17 protein-coding genes and 1 pseudogene are annotated in these 24,018 nt (G+C 59.6%); 15 read left to right on the top strand and 3 right to left on the bottom strand.

Annotated elements, in window-relative coordinates:
- Positions 1-14 precede the first annotated feature (14 nt).
- The 6 genes from ABD806_RS14355 to lpdA all read left to right on the top strand — a co-directional run bounded on the left by ABD806_RS14355 (position 15) and on the right by lpdA (position 9,045).
- A complete protein-coding gene (locus ABD806_RS14355; protein ID WP_344959200.1) occupies positions 15-521 on the top strand; it encodes a retropepsin-like aspartic protease family protein in 507 nt (168 codons plus the stop codon).
- Between the two features lie 412 nt (positions 522-933).
- Complete coding sequence (nadC, locus tag ABD806_RS14360) at positions 934-1,776, top strand: carboxylating nicotinate-nucleotide diphosphorylase (protein ID WP_344959394.1); 843 nt, start codon at positions 934-936, stop codon at positions 1,774-1,776.
- Between the two features lie 284 nt (positions 1,777-2,060).
- Positions 2,061-2,822, top strand: coding sequence for a pyruvate dehydrogenase complex transcriptional repressor PdhR (gene pdhR, locus ABD806_RS14365; RefSeq protein ID WP_344959203.1), 762 nt, complete (start codon positions 2,061-2,063; stop codon positions 2,820-2,822).
- Between the two features lie 62 nt (positions 2,823-2,884).
- Complete coding sequence (gene aceE, locus ABD806_RS14370; protein WP_344959205.1) at positions 2,885-5,545, top strand: pyruvate dehydrogenase (acetyl-transferring), homodimeric type; 2,661 nt, start codon at positions 2,885-2,887, stop codon at positions 5,543-5,545.
- 10 nt (positions 5,546-5,555) lie between these two features.
- Positions 5,556-7,463: a pyruvate dehydrogenase complex dihydrolipoyllysine-residue acetyltransferase gene (gene aceF, locus ABD806_RS14375; protein ID WP_344959207.1), complete on the top strand. Its 1,908-nt coding sequence runs from the start codon at positions 5,556-5,558 to the stop codon at positions 7,461-7,463.
- A gap of 154 nt (positions 7,464-7,617) precedes the next feature.
- Positions 7,618-9,045, top strand: a complete 1,428-nt coding sequence (gene lpdA / locus ABD806_RS14380; RefSeq protein WP_344959209.1) for a dihydrolipoyl dehydrogenase — start codon at positions 7,618-7,620, stop codon at positions 9,043-9,045.
- Positions 9,046-9,126: 81 nt separating this feature from the next.
- Here lpdA and ABD806_RS14385 read toward each other — a convergent pair whose 3' ends face one another.
- A complete protein-coding gene (locus ABD806_RS14385; RefSeq protein WP_344959211.1) occupies positions 9,127-9,315 on the bottom strand; it encodes a hypothetical protein in 189 nt (62 codons plus the stop codon).
- A 300-nt stretch (positions 9,316-9,615) separates the two neighbouring features.
- Between ABD806_RS14385 and ABD806_RS14390 the strand changes: the two genes are divergently transcribed.
- The gene (locus tag ABD806_RS14390; RefSeq protein ID WP_344959213.1) at positions 9,616-11,859 is read left to right on the top strand and encodes a patatin-like phospholipase family protein; all 2,244 of its coding nucleotides are present in this window, start codon (positions 9,616-9,618) and stop codon (positions 11,857-11,859) included.
- Positions 11,860-12,266: 407 nt separating this feature from the next.
- Entirely contained in the window at positions 12,267-14,864 is a 2,598-nt protein-coding gene (acnB, locus tag ABD806_RS14395; protein ID WP_344959215.1) for a bifunctional aconitate hydratase 2/2-methylisocitrate dehydratase, read from the top strand.
- A gap of 153 nt (positions 14,865-15,017) precedes the next feature.
- Here the strand turns inward: acnB and ABD806_RS14400 are convergent.
- Positions 15,018-15,818, bottom strand: a pseudogene (locus tag ABD806_RS14400) (solute carrier family 23 protein); the annotation flags it as partial.
- Between the two features lie 454 nt (positions 15,819-16,272).
- Here ABD806_RS14400 and ABD806_RS14405 point away from each other — a divergent pair.
- Together ABD806_RS14405 and ABD806_RS14410 are read left to right on the top strand one after the other, a co-directional pair.
- Positions 16,273-17,301, top strand: a complete 1,029-nt coding sequence (locus tag ABD806_RS14405) for a sterol desaturase family protein (RefSeq protein WP_344959396.1) — start codon at positions 16,273-16,275, stop codon at positions 17,299-17,301.
- 59 nt (positions 17,302-17,360) lie between these two features.
- The gene (locus ABD806_RS14410) at positions 17,361-17,720 is read left to right on the top strand and encodes a YacL family protein (RefSeq protein ID WP_344959217.1); all 360 of its coding nucleotides are present in this window, start codon (positions 17,361-17,363) and stop codon (positions 17,718-17,720) included.
- A 53-nt stretch (positions 17,721-17,773) separates the two neighbouring features.
- Here the strand turns inward: ABD806_RS14410 and arfB are convergent, their stop codons facing one another.
- Positions 17,774-18,190 (bottom strand): alternative ribosome rescue aminoacyl-tRNA hydrolase ArfB, encoded by a 417-nt coding sequence (gene arfB / locus ABD806_RS14415; RefSeq protein ID WP_344959219.1) that lies wholly within the window; start codon positions 18,188-18,190, stop codon positions 17,774-17,776.
- Between the two features lie 177 nt (positions 18,191-18,367).
- Here arfB and ABD806_RS14420 point away from each other — a divergent pair, with 177 nt between their 5' ends.
- The 5 genes from ABD806_RS14420 to ABD806_RS14440 all read left to right on the top strand — a co-directional run bounded on the left by ABD806_RS14420 (position 18,368) and on the right by ABD806_RS14440 (position 24,010).
- Positions 18,368-18,706: a P-II family nitrogen regulator gene (locus ABD806_RS14420; protein ID WP_344959221.1), complete on the top strand. Its 339-nt coding sequence runs from the start codon at positions 18,368-18,370 to the stop codon at positions 18,704-18,706.
- A gap of 15 nt (positions 18,707-18,721) precedes the next feature.
- Positions 18,722-19,948: an ammonium transporter gene (locus ABD806_RS14425; RefSeq protein WP_344959223.1), complete on the top strand. Its 1,227-nt coding sequence runs from the start codon at positions 18,722-18,724 to the stop codon at positions 19,946-19,948.
- Positions 19,949-20,257: 309 nt separating this feature from the next.
- Positions 20,258-21,271, top strand: coding sequence for a Fe(3+) ABC transporter substrate-binding protein (locus ABD806_RS14430; protein ID WP_344959225.1), 1,014 nt, complete (start codon positions 20,258-20,260; stop codon positions 21,269-21,271).
- A 34-nt stretch (positions 21,272-21,305) separates the two neighbouring features.
- Positions 21,306-22,928, top strand: a complete 1,623-nt coding sequence (locus ABD806_RS14435; protein ID WP_344959227.1) for an ABC transporter permease — start codon at positions 21,306-21,308, stop codon at positions 22,926-22,928.
- The gene (locus ABD806_RS14440) at positions 22,928-24,010 is read left to right on the top strand and encodes an ABC transporter ATP-binding protein (RefSeq protein ID WP_344959231.1); all 1,083 of its coding nucleotides are present in this window, start codon (positions 22,928-22,930) and stop codon (positions 24,008-24,010) included. Before ABD806_RS14435 ends, ABD806_RS14440 begins: the two co-directional genes overlap by 1 nt.
- Positions 24,011-24,018 lie beyond the last annotated feature (8 nt).

Consider the following 24,018-nt stretch of genomic DNA (forward strand, 5'->3'; position numbering starts at 1 on the left):
CCGGGGAAGGCGGCATGGACAAGGAAACCAATACTCAGCGCAGGCTGGGCCGCATCATGTGGCTGCTGGTATGGGGGCTGGGGCTGGCGCTGCTGACCTGGTATTTTCAGCAAAAACTGGAGCAGGAGTACAATCCTAACCGGCAGGTGCAGCTGGTGGATGCCCAGACCATAGTGCTCGAGCAGAACCGTCAGGGCCATTACCTGGCCAGCGGCGCCATCAACGGCGAACCCGTGGTGTTTTTGCTGGATACCGGGGCCACCCAGGTGGCCATCCCCCAGGCGGTGGCGGCCCGGCTGGGCCTGGTCGTGGGCCAGCCGCTGCGGCTGAGCACGGCGGCGGGGTCGGTGACCGGTTATCGCACCCGGGTAAAAACCCTGTCTTTGGGTCCTTTCACCCTGTACGATCTGCACGCGGTGATCATGCCCGGCGATAACGACGAGATCCTGCTGGGCATGAATGCCCTGCGCCAGTTTGAACTGATCCAGCGGGGCGAGCAGATGACGCTGAGGTATTACTGAAGCGTTAAGCCGTAAGCCAAGAAGTCTGACTCTTCTTCATAAGTCTGTCTGCATTCCCATGCGCAGCCTGGGAACCGGTGGTGAGCGGTGCAGGATCTTGAATAACAGCCCACTCGGGATGGGTAACAAGGGATTGGCCCCACCGACCGTGACATGCCAGGGATGGCATGTCCGAGCCTACATGGATGTACTTGTGGCGTGTCGGCGGAGCTGGCCCCTTTGCCCAAGTGCAAACACTTGGCTACAACGCGAGCCTGCATTCCCACGCAGAGTATGGGGATGAGAATTGATCAAGAGATAGGCTTTAAGCGCCGAGTTGCTTTGGGGTATGCAGAAGGCCCGATCATCGTTTCTGGACAAACAGATCAAATATTAAAGGTTGGATAAAAGGCTGAACAAGATGCTGGATTCTATGCTGGAACAAGAAATTCGTTTTAACGTGACCGCGGCCCTGACCGAAGATCTGGGCGGTACCCTGGATCCCTCCCGGGATATCACCGCCCAGCTGTTGCCCGAGCGGCAGCAGGTGGTGGCCCATCTGATCACCCGTGAAGAGGGTATCTTTTGCGGCCGGGCCTTTGCCGAGCAGACCTTCCTGCAGTTGGGCGGTGAGGTCAAGCTGGAATGGTTTGTCGCCGACGGCGAGCGTATCGCTGCCAACCAGCGGCTGCTGACCCTGAGCGGTCCGGCCCGGGCGCTGATGACCGGCGAGCGCACCGCTCTGAACTTTATCCAGACCCTGTCGGGGGTGGCCACCGCTACCCGCCACTATGTGGATAAGCTGGCCGGCACCCGCTGCCGGCTGCTGGATACCCGCAAGACGGTACCCGGCCTGCGCCAGGCGCTGAAATACGCGGTCACCTGCGGCGGCGGCCAGAACCATAGAATGGGTCTGTATGACGCTTTTCTTATCAAGGAAAACCATATCTTCGCCTGTGGCGGCATCGACAGGGCGGTGGCGGAAGCCCGCCGGCTGCAGCCGGAAAAACCGGTGGAGGTCGAGGTGGAGTCCCTGGCCGAGCTGGAGCAGGCGCTGAGGGCTGGCGCCGATATCATCATGCTGGACAATTTCAGCACCGACGATATGCGCACCGCCGTGGCCACCAGCGCCGGCCGGGCCAAGCTGGAGGTCTCCGGCAATGTCACCCTGGATACCATCGCCGACTACGCCGCCACCGGCGTGGACTTTATCTCGGTGGGGGCGTTGACCAAGCATATCCGCGCCCTGGACTTGTCCATGCGGGTACAGGCCTAAAAACCGGGACCGGGGCGCAGGGAGTGGCAACGGGCCGCCCCCTGCGGCCTGACTCCCACTCCCTCCCTTTCTCCCATTCCGTTATCCTTTCCTTTTGGTCTTACCAATTTAGTTTCCTTGTGATCTTAGTCACCCTGGCCTATTTTAGTGATCCAAGGCTCATCTATCCTCCCGATTTGTCTTTTTTGTACCCAATTTATATGAAAATAATGGACATTCATCCCATCCTCTGATACCTTTTTTTAACACTGTTAATTGGTCTTACCAATATTAAGCCGGACAAGATGTCATATCAGCAGATTAAACAGCCGAAACTCGCCGACACCATCGCCGCCAAGCTGGAGCAGATGATAGTGGAAGGCAGCTTGCAGCCGGGTCAGCGGCTGCCTCCTGAGCGGGAACTGGCCAGTCAGTTTGCGGTATCGCGTCCATCGGTGCGGGAGGCCATCCAGCAGCTGGAAGCCCGGGGGCTGGTGTCCCGTCGCCAGGGCGGTGGTACCTATGTGCAGAACGCCCTCAGCAAGGGGCTGGCCGATCCCTTGTTCCAGTTGCTGGCCGAGCACCCGGAGTCGCAATACGACCTGCTGGAGTTCCGCCATACCATGGAAGGCATTTCCGCCTTTTATGCCGCGATGCGTGGCACGGAAGCGGATTTTGATGCCATCCGTGAAGCCCAGCAGGCGATTGCCAAGGCGCAGGAAGCCGGGGATCTGCCGGCCGAGGCCAAGGCCGCCGCCGATTTTTATCTGGCGGTGGCGGCGGCGGCACACAATGTGGTGCTGCTGCACCTGCTGCGCGCCATCCAGCCGATGCTGGAGTCCAGTATCTTGCGCAATATCAAAATTCTTAACCGGCGCGCGGGTATGGTGGAGCAGATCCGCAAACACAGGGCGAATCTGATCCAGACCATACTGGCCCGCGAGCCGGAACAAGCCAGGGATGCTTGTCACGAGCACCTGGCCTTTATTGAAGAAACCATGCTGGACATACAGCGGGAAGACACGCGCATACAGCGGTCTTTGCGCCGTACCCGACAGCAGGAATAAGAATGCCAACCGGCAATGACAAAACCCATGGGCATGAGCCCCAAACGAGATAGGAAACAGCCATGTCTGATATCCTGAATAACGATATGGATTCAATAGAGACTAGAGAGTGGTTGGACGCTCTCGAGTCCTTGATCCGCCAGGAAGGTCCCGAACGCGCTCAATACATCTATGAGCGCCTTACCACCAAGGCTATCCAGTCCGGTGTTGCCGTCGCCCGTAATGCCCACTCGGATTACGTCAACAGCATCTCCACCGACGAAGAGCCGGAATATCCGGGCAACTGGGATCTGGAACGGCGGATCCGCGCCATTATCCGTTGGAACTCAGTCATGATAGTGCTGCGCGGCTCCAAGAAAGACTTGGATCTGGGCGGCCACATGTCTTCCTTCTCGTCCAGTGCCACCATGTACGAAGTGGCCTTCAACCATTTCTTCCGCGCGCGCAGCGACAAGGACGGCGGTGACCTGGTGTTCTTCCAGGGACATATTTCTCCCGGTGTCTATGCCCGCGCCTTCGCCGAAGGCCGGCTGACCGAGGCCCAGCTGGACATGTTCCGTCAGGAAGTGGACGGCAAGGGCATTCCCTCTTATCCCCATCCCAAGTTGATGCCGGATTTCTGGCAGTTCCCGACCGTATCCATGGGTCTGGGTCCGATCAACGCCATCTATCAGGCCCGCTTCCTCAAGTACCTGACCGACCGCGGCCTGAAAGACTGCTCCGAGCAGCGGGTCTACGCCTACCTGGGTGACGGCGAGATGGACGAGCCGGAATCCAAGGGTGCCATCACCATCGCCGCCCGGGAGAAGCTCGACAACCTGTGCTTTATCATCAACTGCAACCTGCAGCGCCTCGATGGCCCTGTGGTGGGCAACGGCAAGATCATCAACGAGCTGGACGGTATGTTCACCGGCGCCGGCTGGAACGTGGTCAAGGTGATCTGGGGACGTCGCTGGGACGATCTGCTGGCCAAAGACAAGACCGGCAAGCTGGTCCACCTGATGAACGAAACCCTGGACGGCGACTACCAGACCTTCAAGTCCAAGGATGGCGCCTATGTGCGCGAGCACTTCTTCGGCAAATATCCCGAGACCCGAGATCTGGTCAAGGATATGACCGACGACGAGATCTTCGCCCTCAACCGCGGTGGCCACGATCCGGCCAAGATGTTCGCGGCCTATAAAAACGCCGCCGACACCAAGGGCAAGCCGACCGTTATCCTGGCCAAGACCATCAAGGGTTACGGTATGGGCGACGCCGCCGAAGGCAAGAACATCGCGCACCAGGTCAAGAAGATGGACATGTCTTCACTCAAGCACTTCCGCGACCGCTTCAACATCGAAGTCAGCGACGAAGAGCTGCCTAACCTGCCTTACCTCAAGATTGAAGAAGGCACCCGCGAGCACGAGTACCTGCATGCCCGTCGTGATGCCCTGAAAGGCTATCTGCCGACCCGTCTGCCCCAGACTACCGTCAGGCTGGATATCCCCACCCTGAGCGAATTCCAGCCATTGCTGGAAGAGCAGAAGCGGGAGATCTCTACCACCATGGCCTTTGTCCGTTCGCTGAATATCATGCTGAAGGACAAGTCCATCGGTAAGCGCATCGTGCCGATCCTGGCCGATGAAGCCCGTACCTTCGGTATGGAAGGCCTGTTCCGCCAGATCGGTATCTACAACCCGCACGGCCAGCAGTATGTTCCGCAGGATCGCGAGCAGGTCGCCTATTACAAGGAAGACAAGCAGGGTCAGGTGCTGCAGGAAGGTATCAACGAGCTGGGCGCCATGTCCTCCTGGCTGGCGGCTGCGACCTCCTACAGCACCAACGACTGCCCGATGATCCCCTTCTACATCTATTATTCGATGTTCGGGTTCCAGCGGGTCGGCGATCTGTGCTGGGCGGCCGGTGACCAACAGGCCCGTGGCTTCCTGCTGGGCGCCACTTCCGGTCGGACCACCCTCAACGGCGAAGGCCTGCAGCACGAGGATGGTCACAGCCATATCCTGGCGGGCACCATCCCCAACTGTATTACCTATGATCCGACCTTCGCCTATGAAGTGGCGGTCATCGTGCAGGACGGCCTGCGTCGCATGTACGGCGACAAGCCGGAAAACGTCTACTACTATCTGACCACCCTCAACGAGAACTATCATCAGCCGGCCATGCCTGCCGGTGCCGAGGAAGGTATCCGCAAGGGTATCTACAAGTTGGAAAGCGTGGCCGGCAGCGAGGGCAAGGTACAGCTGATGGGCTCCGGCTCCATCCTGAACTGTGTGCGTGAGGCGGCCCAGATCCTGGCCGCCGAATACGGCATCGGCTCCGATGTGTACAGCGTGACTTCCTTCAACGAGCTGACCCGTGACGGTCAGGACGTGGAACGCTGGAACATGCTGCATCCGACCGCCGAGCCCAAGGTGCCCTACATCGCCCATGTGATGGGCAAAGAGCCGGCTATCGCCGCGACCGACTACATGAAGAACTACGCCGAGCAGGTGCGCGCCTTTATGCCGTCCGTCAGCTACAAGGTGCTGGGCACCGACGGTTTCGGCCGTTCCGACAGCCGTGAAAACCTGCGTCGTCACTTCGAGGTGAACAGCCATTATGTGGTGGTGGCCGCCCTCAACGAGCTGGCCAAGCGCGATGAGCTGGACAAGCAGGTGGTGGCCGACGCCATTGCCAAATACGGCATAGATGCTGATAAGATCAACCCGCTGTACGCATAAGGGGTAATGCATGTCTAAAGATATTCTGGTTCCGGACATAGGTGCGGACGAGGTTGAGGTGACCGAGATCCTGGTCGCCGTGGGTGATACCGTCACCGAAGAGCAGTCCCTGCTCAGCGTCGAAGGCGACAAGGCCTCGATGGAAGTGCCGGCACCTTCCGCCGGCGTGGTCAAGGAAATCAAGATCGCGGTGGGCGACAAGGTCGCCACCGGCAGCCTGATAATGGTGTTCGAAGGGGAGGGCAGTGCCGCCGCCCCGGACGCGGAGACCAAGGCGCCCGCCGCCGAAGCCAAGGCTGAAGCCGCGCCCGCCGCCACCGGCACTGTGCTGAAAGAAGTACAGGTTCCGGATATCGGTGGTGACGAAGTCGAAGTGACCGAGATTTCCGTGAGCGTGGGCGACACCGTCAGCGAAGAGCAGACCCTGCTGAGCGTGGAGGGCGACAAGGCCTCGATGGAAGTGCCCGCGCCGTTCGCCGGCAAGGTTGCCGAGATCAAGATTGCGGTGGGCGACAAGGTCGCCACCGGTACCCTGATCATGGTATTCGAAGTGGCGGGTAGCGCCGCTCCGGCTGCCGCGCAGTCCCAGTCTCAGTCTCAGTCCGAAGCTGCTCCGGCCGCCGCCACGCCTGCGGCGGCTGCCGCCAAAGAGGTGAATGTGCCCGATATCGGCGGTGACGAAGTGGAAGTCACCGAGGTGATGGTCTCTGTAGGCGATGCGGTGGCCGCCGATCAGTCGATCCTCACCGTCGAAGGCGACAAGGCCTCGATGGAAGTGCCCGCGCCGTTTGCCGGCGTGGTCAAGGAAATCAAGGTTGCCACCGGTGACAAGGTGTCCACCGGCTCGCTGGTGATGGTGTTTGAGGTGGCGGGCAGCGCAGCCGCCCCGGCCAAAGCCGAGGCGCCTAAGGCTTCCGCCCCGGCCAAGTCCGAAGCACCGAAAGCGGCCCCGACCGCCGCCACGGCCAAGGCCGGCTTCGTTGAGAACAACGCCTATGTGCACGCCACCCCCGTGGTGCGTCGCCTGGCCCGGGAGTTCGGCGTCGACCTGTCCAAGGTGGCACCGACCGGACCTAAGAGCCGTATCCTCAAGGAAGACGTACAGAACTACGTCAAGGGCATCATCAAGCGGGTCGAAAGCCAGCCCGCCGGTGTCGCCGTGGCGGGCAGCGGTTTCGAGGTGCTGGCCTGGCCCAAGGTCGACTTTGCCAAGTTCGGTGAAATCGAGGAAGTGGCGCTGACCCGTATCCAGAAGATCTCCGGTCCGAACCTGCACCGCAACTGGGTCAAGATCCCTCACGTGACCCAGTTCGACGAAACCGATATCACCGAGCTGGAAGAGTTCCGCAAGACCGAGAACGCCATCGCCGACAAGCAGAAGCTGGGTTACAAGATCTCCCCGCTGATCTTCATCATGAAGGCCGCCGCCAAGGCGCTGGAAGCCTTCCCCAAGTTCTGCTCTTCCCTGTCGGAAGACGGCCAGAGCCTGGTGATGAAGAAGTACGTGCACATCGGTGTGGCTGTGGATACGCCCAACGGTCTGGTGGTTCCGGTGGTTCGTGACGTCAACAAGAAAGGCATTCGCGAGCTGGCCATCGAGCTGGGTGAAATCTCCCAGAAAGCCCGTTCCGGCAAGCTGACCGCTGCCGACATGCAGGGCGGTTGCTTCACCATCTCGTCCCTGGGTGGTATCGGTGGCACCCAGTTCACCCCCATCGTGAATGCGCCGGAAGTGGCCATCCTGGGTGTGTCCAAGTCCAGCATCAAGCCGGTGTGGAACGGCAAGGAGTTCGCGCCGCGCCTGATGCAGCCGCTGGCTCTGTCCTACGACCACCGGGTGATAGACGGCGCCGATGGTGCCCGCTTCATCACCATGCTGAGTGGTGTGCTGAGCGACCTTCGCCGCCTGGCCCTTTAATGTGACAAGGCAGGCATAAGCCTGCCTTTTTACTTTCTTTTTACCGACAGAACAGTAAACTTTTGCCCGTTTGGTTTGGCAGTGGTCGAAATGAGTCTGGTCCGGCCAGGTGCCGCTGTTTGAACAGGGCGAAATAATCATAATAGAGGTCACCATGAGTCAAGAAGTAAAAGCTCAGGTAGTGGTATTGGGTGCGGGCCCCGCGGGTTATTCTGCCGCCTTCCGTGCCGCCGATCTGGGTCTGGAAACGGTTATCGTCGAGCGCTACGCCACCCTGGGTGGTGTGTGTCTGAACGTTGGCTGTATCCCCTCCAAAGCCTTGCTGCATATCGCCAAGGTGGTTGGCGAAGCCAAGATGATGGCCGCCCACGGTGTCAGCTTCGGCGAACCGGAAATTGATCTGGACAAGATCCGCGGTCACAAAGAGAAGGTGATCGGCCAGCTGACCCAGGGCCTGGGCGGCATGGCCAAGATGCGCAAGGTCAAGGTGGTCAACGGTCTGGCCAAATTCACCGGCGCCAATACCCTGCAGGTGGAAGGCGAAGCCGGCAGCACTACCGTGACCTTTGACAACGCCATTATCGCGGCGGGTTCTCGTCCGATTAAATTGCCCTTCATTCCCCATGATGACCCCCGTATTTGGGATTCTACCGACGCCCTCGAGCTGAAAGAAGTCCCCGAGAAGCTGCTGGTGATGGGCGGCGGTATTATCGGCCTGGAAATGGGTACCGTGTACCATGCCCTGGGCTCCAAGATCGACGTGGTGGAAATGTTCGACCAGGTGATCCCGGCCGCTGACAAAGACGTCATCAAGATCTTCACCAAGCAGGTGAAAGACAAATTCAACATGATGCTGGAAACCAAGGTCACCAAGGTAGAAGCCAAGGAAGACGGCATCTATGTGACCATGGAAGGCAAGAAGGCCCCCGCCGAAGCCCAGCGTTACGACGCCGTGCTGGTGGCCATCGGCCGTACCCCGAACGGCAAGTCGCTGGATGCCGAGAAGGCCGGCGTCAATGTCGACGAGCGTGGCTTCATCAATGTCGACAAGCAGCTGCGCACCAATGTGCCGCATATCTACGCCATCGGCGACATCGTCGGTCAGCCGATGCTGGCCCACAAGGGTGTGCATGAAGGCCATGTGGCCGCCGAAGTGATCGCCGGCATGAAGCACTACTTCGACCCGAAAGTGATCCCGTCCATCGCCTATACCGAGCCGGAAGTGGCCTGGGTGGGTGTGACCGAGAAGGAGGCCAAGGAAAAAGGCCTGAACTTTGAAGTGGCCAGCTTCCCCTGGGCCGCCTCCGGCCGCGCCATCGCCTCCGATTCGTCCTACGGCATGACCAAGCTGATCTTCGACAAGGACAGCCACCGGGTACTGGGCGGTGCCACCATCGGTACCAATGCCGGCGAGCTGCTGGGTGAAATCGGCCTGGCCATCGAGATGGGCGCCGACGCCGAAGATCTGGCGCTGACCATCCACGCCCACCCGACCCTGCACGAGTCCGTGGGTATGGCCGCCGAGATCTTCGAAGGGTCCATTACCGACCTGCCGAACGCCAAGGCCAAGAAGAAGAAATAAGGCACCCTAGCCGATAAAAAACCGACCTGATGGTCGGTTTTTTTATGGGAGGGGAGAGGTTGCATTCCCTGTTAGCTACGTTCAGCAGCGCCCTTTTTTCGCCTGGCCAGGAGGGCAGAAAGTGCCGTAGCCGTCGTGATGATGGTAGTCGCCGTCGCTGACCCGGATGGTGGCGTCACGGGTGCGAATTTCGGCATCACGCACGCCCAGGGTGGTGGTACAGGCACTCAGACCGAGCGCCATCACCACAACGGCTAATAAACTTTTCATGAGCTACTCCTTTGATGATGCGTGCCATTCTACGCCCGCCATGCGGGCGATACAGCCAAGGGTAATTCCGCTTCTGACGCCGTTCGTCGCAAGGGGGGCAAGGCGGTCATCAGGGGGAGCTTCGACCGGCACCCATGTCGCTCCAGGAAAGCGACCCGGGTCAGTGGAGGGGGTCTTGAAGGCCGGGTTTCAAGCTGAGCTCTTGTTGTCAGCACAGTTTCCGTCCCACAAAGGCAGGCTTTCCGCCTGCCGCTAGCCGCTCTACAATGCGGTTATCCCTTGTTACTTGATCACCCGCTTATGCACCGCTATCTGTTGTTGCTGCTGTTACTGTGTGGGCTGACGCCGGCCCAGGCGGAACGCCCCAAAATCGCCCTGGTATTGAGCGGCGGCGGCGCTAAGGGCGCGGCCCATATCGGTATTATCAAGGTGCTGGAAGCACAGCGCATCCCGGTGGATATCATCACCGGCACCAGCATGGGAGCCTATGTGGCGGGCATGTATGCCCTGGGGCTGGATGCGGACGAGCTGGAGCGGCAGACTCTGGCCCTGGACTGGAATCAGGGCTATCAGGACCAGGTGGCGAGGGATGAGCTGTCTTTGCGTCGCAAGCGGCAAAACGACGAATTCCTGCTGCAGACGGATATTGGCGTCAATCAGAGCTGGCAGCTCAGCCTGCCCGGCGGCTTCTTCCAGGGCCAGGCCATGGGCGCGCTGTTACGTCAGAGCACCCTCAACATCCCCAAGCTAAAGAATTTTGATCGGCTGCCCATTCCCTACCGGGCGGTGGCCACCGATATGGAGACGGTGACGCCGGTGGTGTTGAAGCGGGGCCACCTGGCCACCGCCATGCAGGCCTCGATGTCGGTGCCCGGGGTGCTGCAGCCGGTGGAGCTGAACGGCAGGCTGCTGGCCGACGGTGGTGTGGTCAACAATATGCCGGTGGATGTGGCCAAGGAGATGGGCGCCGATGTGGTGATCGCCGTGGATATCGGCGATGCCATGTTGTCCAGGGAGCAGTTGGACAGCGCCCTGGCGATGGTGGGGCAGTTGACCAATTACCTGACCCGCTCCGGCACCGAGCGGCAGAAGGCGCTGATGGGTGCTCAGGATATCCTGATCAGCCCGCCTATCGGCGGCATCGGAGTCGGGGATTTTTACCGCATGCCGGAGATCATCGCCCGGGGAGAGGCGGCCGCCCGCGCCATGCTGCCCGCCCTGTCCCGGTTATCCCTGAGCGAGGCGGATTATCATGCCTACCAGTCCGCCAAGCTGGACAGGCGTGCCCGCCTGGGCCGCTCGGATGCCATTTACCTGGACAGGATCGAGGTGGACAACAACTCCAGCCTGAGCGATGAGGTGATCAAGGAGGTGCTGGGGGTGGAACCGGGGCGGTTCCACCAGGCCCAGGAGCTGGAAAATGGCATCCGTCGCCTCTACGCCCTGGATGCCTTCGACCGGGTCACCTATCAGATCGAGGACAGGGACGATGAGCAGGTGCTGACGGTACTCACCAATGAAAAAAGCTGGGGGCCCGGCTTTATCGATTTGAAGTTTGCCCTGGAAGACGACTTTTCCACCCGCTCCAACTATGAGATAGGGGCCCAGTTCCGGCGGGCCAATATCAATATGCTGGGTGGGGAGTGGCTGGTGGAGGGCACCTTCGGCAGCAACAAGCAGTTGGCCACCGAGTTCTATACCCCCCTGGATACCGGTTATGCCCTGTTCTGGAAGGCGCGGGGCGAATATGAAAAACGTCGCCGTACCTTTTTCTTTAACGATGACCGGGCGGACGACAGCCCCCTTGCCCCCCTGACCACCCTGGACTTTGACTACAGCTCCTGGACCCTGTCCAGCGAACTGGGGGTCAACCTGCGGCCCTGGAGCGAATTGGCCCTGGGCGCTCAGGGGCTGGTGGGGGATATTGCCACCCGCAATATCGCCATCCGTTTCGATATTGATTCATATGGACCTTATCTCAGGTTCAGCCATGACACCCTGGACAATGTATTCTTCCCCTCCCGGGGCACCGCCTTCGAAACCCGGGCCGGCTATTTCCGCAATGGCCTAGAGGTGTCGGGAGAGCGGAACGCGGTCACTGTTCTGGACTATACCTTGGACTGGCTGCAACCCTTTGCCCTGGATCGACACACCCTGATCGCCAAGCTGAGCTATGGGGGGTCCGATGCGGATCAGCCGATCCCCGTGTTTGCCCGTAGCCTGGGGGGCCTGTTCAACCTGTCCGGTTACCAGACCGATCAGCTGAGCGACCGCTATAGTGCCTTCGGCGGTTTGCTCTACCATTTCCGCTGGTTTGACAATGACTTCGGTGCCTTCCGTTCCCCTGTCTATGTCGGCGGCTCGCTGGAGCGGGGCGGGGTCTGGGGCTCGGGCAGCGACATCCGCTGGCAGACGGCGCTGAGCGCCGGCAGTGTTTTTATCGGTGTGGATACCAATTGGGGACCCTTATATCTGGCATACGGCGAGGGGGAAGGGGATAAAAGCAGCTTTTATCTCTATTTCGGCAACCTGTTCAGCTTTTGAATGTTAATAAGATGTTTGTTTTTTTGTGCTCGCTGTTGCCTTGATAAAGTTATTTAAAATCATTTACTTATACTTTGGTTAGACCAAAGTGATGGGGGCCCTGATTTTAATTGCTGGTCAAAACTTATATACTGCTGCGGCGTCCGCAAGGATGTTATACCAAGGTACCAGGGTGTGTCCCGTTACTGTTCGTGGTTTCGTCGCCGCCCAACAGGGTGCGATCGAGACAGCAGGCACAACGCATAGTGGGCCCATGGATCAGCCTGCTAACGCAGAGCCCGCCCTGTTGGGCCGTGACCTGAAGCGGCACAGGCTCAGCGACACTAATGCACAGTAACGGGACACACCCTGACCCTAACAAGGATATTCCCGCCCAAGGTGGCGAATGATAATAAGAGGATACAGTCGTGCTTGAAGCCTATCGTAAACACGTCGAAGAACGTGCCGTGGAGGGAGTGGTTGCCAAACCCCTCGACGCAGAGCAAGTTGCCGCCCTGGTTGAATTACTCAAAACCCCCCCTGCCGGCGAAGAATCCTTCCTTTATGAACTACTTTCTACCCGCATCCCCCCTGGAGTTGACGAAGCGGCCTACGTAAAGGCTGGTTTCCTGGCCGCCGTCGCCAAGGGTGACGTGAGCTCGCCCGTGGTGTCCCCCGCCCAGGCCACCGAACTGCTGGGTACCATGCAGGGTGGGTATAACATAGCGCCGCTGGTAAGCCTGCTGGAGGTCGCCGAGCTGGCACCGATCGCCGCCAAGGCCCTGAGCCATACCCTGCTGATGTTCGACGCCTTCCACGACGTGGACGAAAAGGCTAAAGCCGGCAATGTCTTCGCCAAGCAGGTGATGCAGTCCTGGGCCGAGGCCGAATGGTTCCTGGAGCGTCCCCCCCTGGCCGACAAGATCACCATGACGGTGTTCAAGGTGCCCGGCGAAACCAACACCGATGATCTGTCCCCGGCCCAGGACGCCTGGTCCCGCCCGGACATCCCACTGCATGCCCAGGCCATGCTCAAGAACGCCCGTCCCGGCATCGAACCGGACGAAGACGGCGTGATCGGCCCGATCAAGGCCATCGATGCCCTGAAGGAAAAAGGCTTCCCCCTGGTGTATGTGGGTGACGTGGTCGGTACCGGTTCCAGCCGCAAGTCCGCCACCAACTCGGTGCTGTGGCACATGGGCGACGATATTCCCTTCGTGCCCAACAAGCGTGCCGGCGGCATCTGCATCGGCAGCAAGATTGCCCCCATCTTCTTCAACACCATGGAAGATGCCGGCGCCCTGCCCATCGAGTGCGACGTCACCAAGCTGAACACCGGCGACGTGATCGACATCTATCCCTTCGAGGGCAAGATCTGCCGTCAGGGCACCGATGATGTCATCAGCACCTTCAAACTGAAGACCGACGTGCTGCTCGACGAAGTGCGTGCCGGTGGTCGTATTCCGCTGATCATCGGCCGCGGCCTGACCGACAAGGCCCGCAACGCTCTGGGTCTGGACGCCTCCGCCGTGTTCAAGCGCCCGGCCCCGGTGGCCGATTCCGGCAAGGGCTACACCCTGGCCCAGAAGATGGTCGGCAAGGCCTGCGGTGTGGCGGGCGTGCGCCCCAACCAGTACTGCGAGCCCAAGATGACCACCGTCGGCTCCCAGGACACCACCGGCCCGATGACCCGTGACGAGCTGAAGGACCTGGCCTGCCTGGGCTTCTCCGCCGATCTGACCATGCAGTCGTTCTGTCACACCGCCGCCTATCCCAAGCCGATAGACGTGACCACCCACCACACCCTGCCCGACTTCATCATGAACCGGGGCGGCGTGTCCCTGCGTCCGGGCGACGGAGTGATCCACTCCTGGCTGAACCGCATGCTACTGCCCGATACCGTGGGTACCGGCGGTGACTCCCACACCCGTTTCCCGATCGGTATCTCCTTCCCGGCCGGCTCCGGCCTGGTGGCCTTCGCCGCCGCCACCGGGGTGATGCCGCTGGACATGCCGGAATCGGTACTGGTGCGCTTCAAGGGCGAAATGCAGCCCGGCATCACCCTGCGTGATCTGGTGCACGCCATCCCCTACTACGGCATCAAGCACGGCCTGCTGACCGTGGCCAAGGAAGGCAAGATCAACGAATTCTCCGGCCGGGTCGTGGAAATCGAAGGTTTGCCCCAGCTGAAGGTAGAGCAGGCGTTCGAACTGGCCGATGCCACCGCCGAGCGCTCCGCCGCCGGTTGTACCATCAAGCTGGACCAGGAACCGATCGCCGAATATCTCAACTCCAACATAGTTATGCTGAAGTGGATGATCGCCGAAGGCTACGGTGACAAGCGCACCCTGGAACGTCGCATCAAGGGCATGGAAGAGTGGCTGGCCAACCCCGAGCTGATGGAAGCTGACGCCGATGCCGAGTACGCCCATGTGCTGGAAATCGACATGAGCGAGATCAAGGAGCCCATCCTGTGCGCGCCCAACGATCCGGACGACGCCCGTTTGCTGTCCGAGGTGACCGGCGAGCAGATCGATGAGGTGTTCATCGGCTCCTGCATGACCAACATCGGCCACTTCCGCGCCGCCGGCAAGCTGCTCGACAAATACAAGGGCCAGCTGCCGACCCGCCTGTGGGTGGCGCCGCCGACCAAGATGGACAAGGATCAGCTGACCGCCGAGGGCTACTACGGCATCTTCGGCCGGGTCGGTGCCCGCATCGAAATTCCGGGCTGCTCCCTGTGCATGGGTAACCAGGCGCGGGTCGGCGACAACACCACAGTGGTGTCCACCTCTACCCGCAACTTCCCCAACCGTCTGGGCAAGGGCGCCAACGTGTACCTGGCCTCTGCCGAGCTGGCCGCGGTGGCCGCCATCCACGGCAAGCTGCCGACCCCCGAGGAGTATCAGGAATACGCCAAGGCGCTCAACGCCACCGCGGCGGATACCTACCGATACCTGAACTTCGACGAGCTGGACAGCTACGTGGAAAAGGCGGATACGGTGATCTTCCAGCAGGCCATCTGAGCCTCTGAGCGGATAACGCGGTAAACAAAAGCCAGCCTTCGGGCTGGCTTTCTTATTTCCTGAATCCTGGTAGCGCCGGGCGATGTGATCAGCGGGGACTGGGGACTGTTTTTACGCCAGCTGAGCCTCGCCGGCCTCCTCTGCTTGCGGCATGATGAGGTTCATCAGGATGGCGGTGATGGATCCGAACATTACCAGGGTGGCGCCGCCCAGCACCGGCTCGGGAATGCGCTGGATCAGGGTACTGATGGCAGGGAACAGGCCATCAGTACCAGGATGGCGGCCACGAAGAAGCCCACATGGCGACTGGCGACGCCGGTCATCTGGATCACCCCGTTGTTCTGGCTGAAGATGAATACCGGGAAGGTATTGAACAGCGAGGCATCGAAGCCCAGGCCGTATTGCATGGGAATGGGCAGGGCCATGGCCGGCAGGCTGCCGTCCTGCATGGCGCCGAAACCGCCGCCGATAGACAGCAGCCCTAGCTGGGTCAGGGGCAGCCCGATCAGGGTGACGATAATGCCGCTGACCAGGGGCGAGATGATGCGCCGGGCCAGATGCAGGAAGCGGGACAGTATCATTTCGGTCGGCGCGGCGAGCATGGCTTCGGTGCCGACACCGCCCTCTTTCATTGCCAGGCCGCTGGCGATGATGGGGCCCAGGAAGTTAAAGCTGGTGCCCTGGATCTACAGCAGGCCGGTTCCCACGGGACCGAACCGCTTCATCTGGATGAAGGAGGCCACACCGGTGATAAACAGCGACATGCTGATGATATGGGCGGTATCGGCGGCGGGAATACCCAGGATCTGGCAGATGATCAGCGGCGGAGTAACAACGACCACGAACAAGGCCAGCAGATGCTGGATGGCGGCGAACAGGGACTGTACAAAGGGGGGGAGCGTACAGCTGGTAGACCAATTCCGATTGGCTGGCCTGAGGTTGGTTGCGGGTGATGGTTCATATGTATGCACTCCGGGTATGTGTACAATTTGTTGAGGATTCGGCCGTTATTTTTGTCGTTGTCAGCCCGGACCTGAGGGCTGTCTCTCTTTATGTTAAGAGTTTTTATCTATGATTACCGAGATTTGTCGATATTTTCACCTAATTTAAGGCGGCCGTACAGGACGATGGAGATTAATACGACGAGCCAGACGTTCGGGGGAAGAATTAATATAATTTAAATTGTATTTATTTTTGTAATTTATTGTGTTCAATAATTTTGATCTCATGTCCGTCATTGTCTTAGCAGCGGCTTTATCCTGTTTTGTAATAGAGTTGCGAATGGTTTTCTTTTAGAATCCGGCCCTGGTAGTGTGGAGCCCGAATTGATGGGCGGTAACTATGACTGGTCGGCTTTCGTGGATATCCGTACCGGGAATGGATGACCACGTGGGGATGTGAAGTGGAAATGTTTTATGCGTTGTTTGATCGGCTGCAACTGTTGCTGATCGATCCTATGGTCGACAAGCTGGTCGGGGTCTTCGATCTCAATGGCCGCTTCTCGGTGGTGTTCCTGGCGATATCCTATCTGGCGGCCCTAGGGCTCTACCTGCAGCGCAAGCGAGAGGGCGCCCCGGGCACCGCCAGTTACTGGACCTTTATCGGCGGTCGCGATGTGCTGTTTCATCCCTCGGCGCTGCTGGACTATCAGTATTATCTGCTCCGTGGGGTGCTTAAGGTGCTCTTCGTGCTGCCGGTGGTCGGACTGGTGGAGCCCCATATCTGGGAGTCCCGGGACTATATGGGCTTCTTCACCCGGGTCTGGGGGGAACGGCCGCGCCTGGGAGAAAACATGGGGTTGATGATGCTCTATGGTCTGGGCCTGTTCCTGGTGGCCGATTGCGTGCATTACTGGGTGCACCGGGTTTTTCATTGTCGCTGGCTGTGGGAATTTCACAAGGTGCACCATTCGGCGGAAGTGCTGGTGCCAGCCACCGCCAGCCGTATCCATGTGGTGGAAAAGGTGGCGGAGAAGCTCGCCAAGGGCCTGTTTATCGGTGCCTATGCGGGGGGCTTCTATTACCTGTGCGGTGGCAGCGTGAGCAAGTATACCCTGTTCGGATCCAGCTACCTGGTGCTGCTCTTCAACTCGCTGGCCGCTAACCTCAGACACACCCATATCTGGCTGTCGTTCGGTCCGGTGATCGAGCATGTGATCAACAGCCCGGCTCAGCACCAGATCCACCACAGCAACGATCCCAAGCATTTCAACAGGAACTTCGGCACCAATTTGTCGGTGTGGGACTGGATGTTCGGCACTCTGTATGTCACCGGCTGGCAGCCGGAGCCGCTCACCTTCGGCGCGGGCAGGCCGGAAAACAACAGGTACCGCAGCCTGTGGGCGCTGATCTTCCTGCCCTTTATCCTTACCATCAGCCGGCTGCATGTTCGGCTCCGCCTTGCCGGCCGGCGGCCGGCAACGGGACCCGATCGCTGAGACCTTTGTCCTGCTCCGGCCCGCGGGGTAGAATCGCCGTTTTAACGCAGGAGGTATGGGTGGAGTTTGAATTTCTTCGGGATCTGGATGGGCGTCACCGGGCCCGTTTTACCATGGGCCATGAAGCCCTGGGCCAGTGGTTGACCGATGAGGTGGATCCTGCCGAGGCGAGCGAGCTGTTGCGGGTCATCGGCATCATCGAGGCGTGTGAACAGCAGGAGTTCAGGAAAACCTACCCCGAGTTTACCCTGCTGCTGACCAGGGAAGAGGCTGAGTTGAGTGCCCATGCCCTGGCGTTCGATACCGATCAGATGGAAGACGGCATGGCCTATTACGATGACGAGCTGTACGCCGGTTGCGGCCTGGACGACTTGGCCCGGGTGCTGGAACAATGGCGGGATTTTCTTACTGGCCGGTGAGCGGTGACCCGGGATCAGGGACTGGACTGCATACTCGAGTCCCTAGTCCCCAATCACAGCTTGATCTTCCCCCGTCCGCTCTTGATTTTTCCCCTGTGGATCTTGCTGTCCGTGCGTTTGCGCTTGGCGGCCTTGCTCGGTTTGGTCGCCCGGCGCACCTTTACCGGCCGGGTGGCCTGTTGCAGCAGGGCGAGCAGCGCCTCCCTGGCGGTTTCCTTGTTTTGCAGCTGGCTGCGGTAGCTCTCGCAGCGGATCAGGATCCAACCCGACTCTAGCACCCGATGATCCTGCAACGTGCTCAATGCCACCTTGTAGGAATCTGGCAGGCTGGGGCTGTTGGCATAGTCGAAGCGCAGCTGCACCGCCGAGTCGGTCTTGTTCACATGCTGGCCACCCGGGCCGCTGGCCCGCATGGTTAAAAACTCCAGCTCCTGCTCGGGGATATGCACCCGGGCCGATAGGGATAACATGGTCTGACTCCCTTGCACCATCTCGGTGCGATCATTGTTTAACCTGCACCAAAATCATATCACAGCGGACGGGCTCATCCGTCACTTATAGTTAAGCTATTGAAAATTAACAAATAAAAAGTTGGCACGAAGATTGTTTGTATTTGGTTAACCCAGGCTTAAACAACGGAGCTAGCCATGAAAATGATCTGCGCCATTATCAAACCGTTCAAACTGGACGATGTGCGTTCGGCCCTCGCCGAGGTCGGCATCGAGGGGATGACGGTATCTGAAGTAAAGGGATTCGGACGGCAGAAAGGTCATACCGAACTGTATCGGGGCGCCGAGTACACGGTGGACTTTTTACCCAAAATCAAACTGGAAATTGCCACTCAGACCGAGCAGGTCGAGCGCGTGCTGGAGGCGATTTGCGAAACCGCCTATACCGGCAAGATAGGCGACGGCAAGATCTTTGTTTACGAGCTGCAGCAAACCGTGCGCATCCGCACCGGTGAGCGGGATATTGAAGCGATTTAAGCGAGGGAATGCATGATGGATGCACTAACTGAAATGAAGTTTGCCCTGGACACCTTTTACTTCCTGATGTCCGGTGTACTGGTGATGTGGATGGCGGCAGGCTTTGCCATGCTGGAGGCCGGCCTGGTACGGGCCAAGAACACCACCGAAATCCTGACTAAGAATATTCTGCTGTTTGCCATCGCCTGCACCATGTATCTGCTGGTGGGCTACCACATCATGTATGTGGACAATGCCGAAGGCGGCTGGTTGCCCAGCCTGGGCGGCCTGATCGGCAGCCAGGCGGAAGGCGCCGACCATGCCCTGGAATCCGATTTCTTCTTCCAGGTGGTGTTTGTGGCGACAGCCATGTCCATCGTCTCCGGTGCCGTGGCCGAGCGGATGAAACTGTGGGCGTTTCTGGCCTTTGCGGTGGTCTTGACCGCCTTTATCTATCCGTTGGAAGGCTATTGGACCTGGGGCGGTGGCTTCCTGTCAGAGTGGGGCTTCTTTGACTTTGCCGGCTCGGGCATAGTGCATATGGCCGGTGCCGCTGCCGCCCTGGCGGGTGTGCTGCTGCTGGGTGCCCGCAAGGGGAAATACGGCAAAAACGGCGCCATCCATCCGATCCCCGGCTCCAATATGCCGCTGGCGACCCTGGGTACCTTTATCCTGTGGATGGGCTGGTTCGGTTTTAACGGGGGCTCCCAACTGCTGCTGTCCGATGTGGAGAACTCCACCGCGGTAGCCAAGATTTTCGTCAACACCAACGCCGCCGCCGCCGCCGGCGCCATCGGTGCCTTGCTGGTGACCAAGCTGACCTGGGGCAAGGCCGACCTGACCATGATCCTCAATGGTGCGCTGGCCGGACTGGTGGCCATTACCGCCGACCCCCTGTCGCCCGGCCATCTGTGGGGCGCCACCATCGGCCTGCTGGCAGGGGTGCTGGTGGTTTACGCCATCATCAGCCTGGACAAACTGCGCATCGATGATCCGGTCGGCGCCATCTCGGTACATGGCGTCTGCGGTATCTTCGGCCTGCTGATGGTGCCGGTCGCCAATGACGACGCCTCGCTGTGGGCCCAGATGGCCGGTATCCTGGTGATCGGTGCCTGGGTATTCTGCGCCAGCCTGCTGCTCTGGTATGTGCTCAAGCAGGTGATGGGTATCCGGGTGACCGAAGAGGAAGAAATGTCCGGTATGGATATGATCGACTGCGGTATCGATGCCTACCCCGAGTTCGTGACCGTGAAGCAAAATTGATAAGGTATTTACGAGGCTGCCGAGCCTGGTTCTTTGGGGGACTCTGAGTCCCCCTTTTTTCGTTTGGAGTTTGAATGCCGGGCAATGGCCGTTAACCAACCGGGTCCTGGAACACTCCTGTTTCGGAGCAAAATATCGCCGTTCGGCCGATGTTTGATTCGGCGAAAGAAGGGAGACGGACGAATAGGTAGAGCGAGTGCGGATGAAAATTTTTCTTATTCAGTCATAGCCTGGCTATTGATTACGTTAGCTACAAATGTATACTTCTAAACGCTAATTATTCTCACTCAACCAAATGGAACCTGGATAATGCACCATAAACACCTGTTGTCCGCTGCCGCTGTGTTGGTAAGCAGTTTGTCCGCCAATGCCTTTGCCGAAGAGGTGAATGTCTATTCCAACCGTCAGGACTTCCTGATCGCGCCTATCGTTGAGGCCTTTACCAAGGACACCGGCATCGATGTCAACGTGGTGTTTATCAAGGATGGCATGGGTGAGCGTCTGGAGCGGGAAGGGCGCCTGTCACCGGCCGATCTGGTGCTGACCGTCGATGTCAGCCGCTTGATGGACGTGGTCGATAAGGATCTGACCCAGCCGCTGGACAACAAGGTGCTGGAGGAAAATATCCCGGCCCAGTACCGCGATGCCGATGGCCGCTGGTTCGCCCTGACCACCCGCGCCCGTGCCGTGTATTCTTCGGTGGAGCGAGTTGGCAAGCGTGACGACATCACTTATGAAGAGCTGGCCGATCCCAAATACAAGGGCAAGCTGTGTACCCGCAGCGGCAAGCACCCCTACAATGTGGCGCTGACCGCCTCCATGATTGCCGAGCACGGCAGTGAATACACCAAAACCTGGCTGGAAGGCCTGAAGGCCAACCTGGCGCAGAAGCCCCAGGGCGGCGACCGGGATCAGGTCAAGGCCATCAAGGACGGCGTCTGTGATTATTCCCTGGGCAACAGCTACTACTACGGCGTGATGCTGAGCAACGACAAGCAGCGTGAGTGGGCAGAAGCCGTCCATATCAACTTCCCCAACCAGGCGGATCGTGGCACCCATGTGAATATTTCCGCCATGGCCCTGACCAAGCATGCCAAGAACAAGGATGCGGCGGTCAAGCTGATGGAGTTCCTGAGCAACGATCAGGCTCAGCACCTGTATGCCTCCGCCAACCACGAATATCCGGTCAAACCGGACGTCGAACCTTCCGAGCTGGTCAAGGGCTGGGGCGAGTTCAAGTCCGACACCCTGCCGCTGACCGATGTGGCAAAACATGCCAAGGAAGCGCTGCAATTGCTGGACGAGGTTCAATACGATCTGTAAAAAGACGGGGGTGCGCCCCCGTGTAGAGTAATAGATGAAAAGACTTGGTTGGACAGTCAGCAGCTGGGGCCTGGCCCTGGTGCTGACTTTGCCTGTTTTGGCACTGGTCTATGAGGCCTTGCTACCCACAGAGGATATCTTCCATCATCTGTGGAGCACTGTGTTGCCCGTCTATATCGGCAACACCTTCTGGCTGGTGTTGGCGGTGATGGGTTTCAGCCTGTTGTGCGGCCTGCCCGCCGCCTGGTTGATGGCGATGTGCGAACTGCCGGGCAAGCGCTGGCTGCAATGGGCGCTGATCCTGCCGTTGGCCATGCCCTCCTATATAGTGGCCTTCGTCTATACGGATCTGCTCGATTATTCCGGACCCGTGCAGGCTGCCTTGCGTGGCTGGTTCGGCTGGCAGTCCTCGACGGAGTATTATTTCCCGCCGATCCGCACCCTGGGCGGTGCCGCCATCGTGCTGGGACTGGTGCTCTACCCCTATGTCTACCTGCTGGCCCGCACCGCCTTCCTGGAGCAATCCACCAACCTGATCCAGTCCAGCCGCCTGTTGGGCTGTACTCCCTGGCAAAGCTTCAAGCGGGTGAGCCTGCCCCTGGCGCGGCCGTCCATAGCCGTCGGCCTGTCGCTGGTGGCGATGGAAACCCTGGCTGATTTCGGCACAGTCCACTTTTTTGCGGTCAGCACCCTGACCACGGCGGTCTACGATACCTGGCTGGGCTACGGTAGCCTGAATGCCGCCGCCAAGATTGCCGCCATCATGCTGCTGGTGGTAACCCTGCTGCTGAGCATGGAACGGATGAGCCGCAAGCGTCAGCAGGTATTCCAGAAAACCATGGAGCATGAGCAGGAAACCGGCTACCGGCTGACCGGCCTGACCCGCTTGGCTGCCCTGGGCTATTGCTGGGGACTGGTGACCATAGGTTTCCTGCTGCCCTTTGCCATCCTCTGCTATCACGCGGTGTACTATTTCGATCAGGCCTGGAACGCCAAATTTTTCCAGTACAGCGCCAACAGCCTGCTACTGTCTACCCTGGTGGCTCTGCTGGCGATATTGCTGGCGGTGATGCTGGGCATGAGTCATCGGTTGAAGGGAAGAGCCTATACGGCACTACCCATGCGGCTGGCGTCCATGGGCTATGCCCTGCCGGGCACAGTGCTGGCGATTGGCGTGTTGATCCCTCTGACCGGCATGGACTTTGCCATTAACGATCTGGCCCTGTGGCTAGGCCTGCGCGAACCTGGGCTGGTGCTGACCGGCACCATGACCGCCATTGCCTTCGGTTACCTGGTGCGCTTTGCCGCCATGGCGGTGGGGGCGGTGGAGAGCAGCATCAACAAAGTATCGCCGTCGCTGGATATGGTCACCCAGACCCTCGGCTACGGCCCGGGCGCGATGATCGCCCGGGTGCATATTCCCTTGATCCGAAAGGGAATTTTGGCCGGGGCCCTGTTGGTGTTTATCGAATGTATGAAGGAGCTGCCGGCTGCCCTGTTGCTGCGTCCCTTCAACTTTCATACCCTGGCGACCTATGTGTATCAATTCGTGTCTGACGAGCAGCTGGAATTGGGCGCCCTGCCCGCCATCGTCATCGTGTTGGTCGGTTTGATCCCGCTGATATTTCTGAATCGTTCTCTGGAGCAGCATCACTGATGGCCGCCTTGGATATAAAGGGTATTTGTTGCAGTTATAACGGCAAGCCCATCTTGGATAATCTCTCCCTGTCGGTGGCGGAGAATGAAATTATGTGCCTGCTGGGGGCCAGCGGCTGCGGAAAGACCACGCTGCTAAAAGCGGTGGCGGGCTTGCTGCCGGTGTCCCGGGGCGAGATTTGCATCCATGACCGTCAGGTGAACGGCCCCGGTGTGGCGCTGGTGCCCGAGCTGCGCAATATCGGCATGATCTTCCAGGACTATGCGCTGTTTCCGCATCTGACGGTGGCGGACAATGTCGCCTTCGGCCTGGCGAACAAGGAAAAGAACAAGACCAGGATCAGGGCCCGGATCGCCGAAGCCCTGGAACTGGTCAACCTGGCGGAGCTGGGCGGCCGCTATCCGCACCAGCTGTCTGGCGGCCAGCAGCAGCGGGTGGCGATCGCCCGGGCGCTGATTTGCCAGCCCAGGCTGATGCTGCTGGACGAGCCCTTTTCCAATATCGACACCCAGGTACGGATGCGGCTGATCGGCGAGATCCGGGCCTTGTTGAAAGGGCAGGGGATCAGCGCCATCTTCGTCACCCACAGTAAGGAAGAGGCCTTTGCCTTCTCCGACAAGCTGGCCCTGTTCCGGGCCGGGCAGATCGAACAGGTGGGCCGGCCGCAGACCCTGTATCAGTATCCGGACAGCCGTTTCGTAGCCGATTTTCTGGGGCTGGCCAATTATGTGTCGGGGCAGGTGCTGGACAGCCACAGTGTCAGCACCCCCTTTGGTCGCGTCGACAGTGTGTCCGCGTTGGGCCAGGCCGCCGGTACCCATGGCCAGCTGTTGCTCAGGCCCAGGCAAATTCAGCTAACCCTGGCGGAGCAGGGCAATGGCCGGGTGCTGGAGCAGCAGTTCCTCGGCAGCCATACCCGCTGCTTGGTTGAATGCCAGGGGGTACGCCTCGAGGTCAGCATCAATGAGCCGTTGCCGGCGGTCAGCCAGGTAAATGTCAGTGTCGCTCCCCACACCCTGACGTTTTTTCCCGACGCAGAGGTAAGCAGCCGTCAGACGGAGCCGATGCGCAAGTTGGGCTGAGGGCTTGC

This window comes from Zobellella aerophila (genome assembly GCF_039539325.1).
In the GTDB taxonomy this organism is placed as follows: domain Bacteria; phylum Pseudomonadota; class Gammaproteobacteria; order Enterobacterales; family Aeromonadaceae; genus Oceanimonas; species Oceanimonas aerophila.

Coding starts and splice junctions, on each gene's coding strand:
- ABD806_RS14440 (WP_344959231.1), top strand. CDS start 22,928: ATGGCCGCCTTGGATATAAAGGGTATTTGTTGCAGTTATAACGGCAAG.
- arfB (WP_344959219.1), bottom strand. CDS start 18,190: ATGTTATCCCTATCGGCCCGGGTGCATATCCCCGAGCAGGAGCTGGAG.
- ABD806_RS14420 (WP_344959221.1), top strand. CDS start 18,368: ATGAAAATGATCTGCGCCATTATCAAACCGTTCAAACTGGACGATGTG.
- aceF (WP_344959207.1), top strand. CDS start 5,556: ATGTCTAAAGATATTCTGGTTCCGGACATAGGTGCGGACGAGGTTGAG.
- ABD806_RS14430 (WP_344959225.1), top strand. CDS start 20,258: ATGCACCATAAACACCTGTTGTCCGCTGCCGCTGTGTTGGTAAGCAGT.
- ABD806_RS14425 (WP_344959223.1), top strand. CDS start 18,722: ATGGATGCACTAACTGAAATGAAGTTTGCCCTGGACACCTTTTACTTC.
- ABD806_RS14405 (WP_344959396.1), top strand. CDS start 16,273: ATGTTTTATGCGTTGTTTGATCGGCTGCAACTGTTGCTGATCGATCCT.
- pdhR (WP_344959203.1), top strand. CDS start 2,061: ATGTCATATCAGCAGATTAAACAGCCGAAACTCGCCGACACCATCGCC.
- nadC (WP_344959394.1), top strand. CDS start 934: ATGCTGGAACAAGAAATTCGTTTTAACGTGACCGCGGCCCTGACCGAA.
- lpdA (WP_344959209.1), top strand. CDS start 7,618: ATGAGTCAAGAAGTAAAAGCTCAGGTAGTGGTATTGGGTGCGGGCCCC.
- ABD806_RS14435 (WP_344959227.1), top strand. CDS start 21,306: ATGAAAAGACTTGGTTGGACAGTCAGCAGCTGGGGCCTGGCCCTGGTG.
- ABD806_RS14355 (WP_344959200.1), top strand. CDS start 15: ATGGACAAGGAAACCAATACTCAGCGCAGGCTGGGCCGCATCATGTGG.
- aceE (WP_344959205.1), top strand. CDS start 2,885: ATGTCTGATATCCTGAATAACGATATGGATTCAATAGAGACTAGAGAG.
- ABD806_RS14385 (WP_344959211.1), bottom strand. CDS start 9,315: ATGAAAAGTTTATTAGCCGTTGTGGTGATGGCGCTCGGTCTGAGTGCC.
- ABD806_RS14390 (WP_344959213.1), top strand. CDS start 9,616: ATGCACCGCTATCTGTTGTTGCTGCTGTTACTGTGTGGGCTGACGCCG.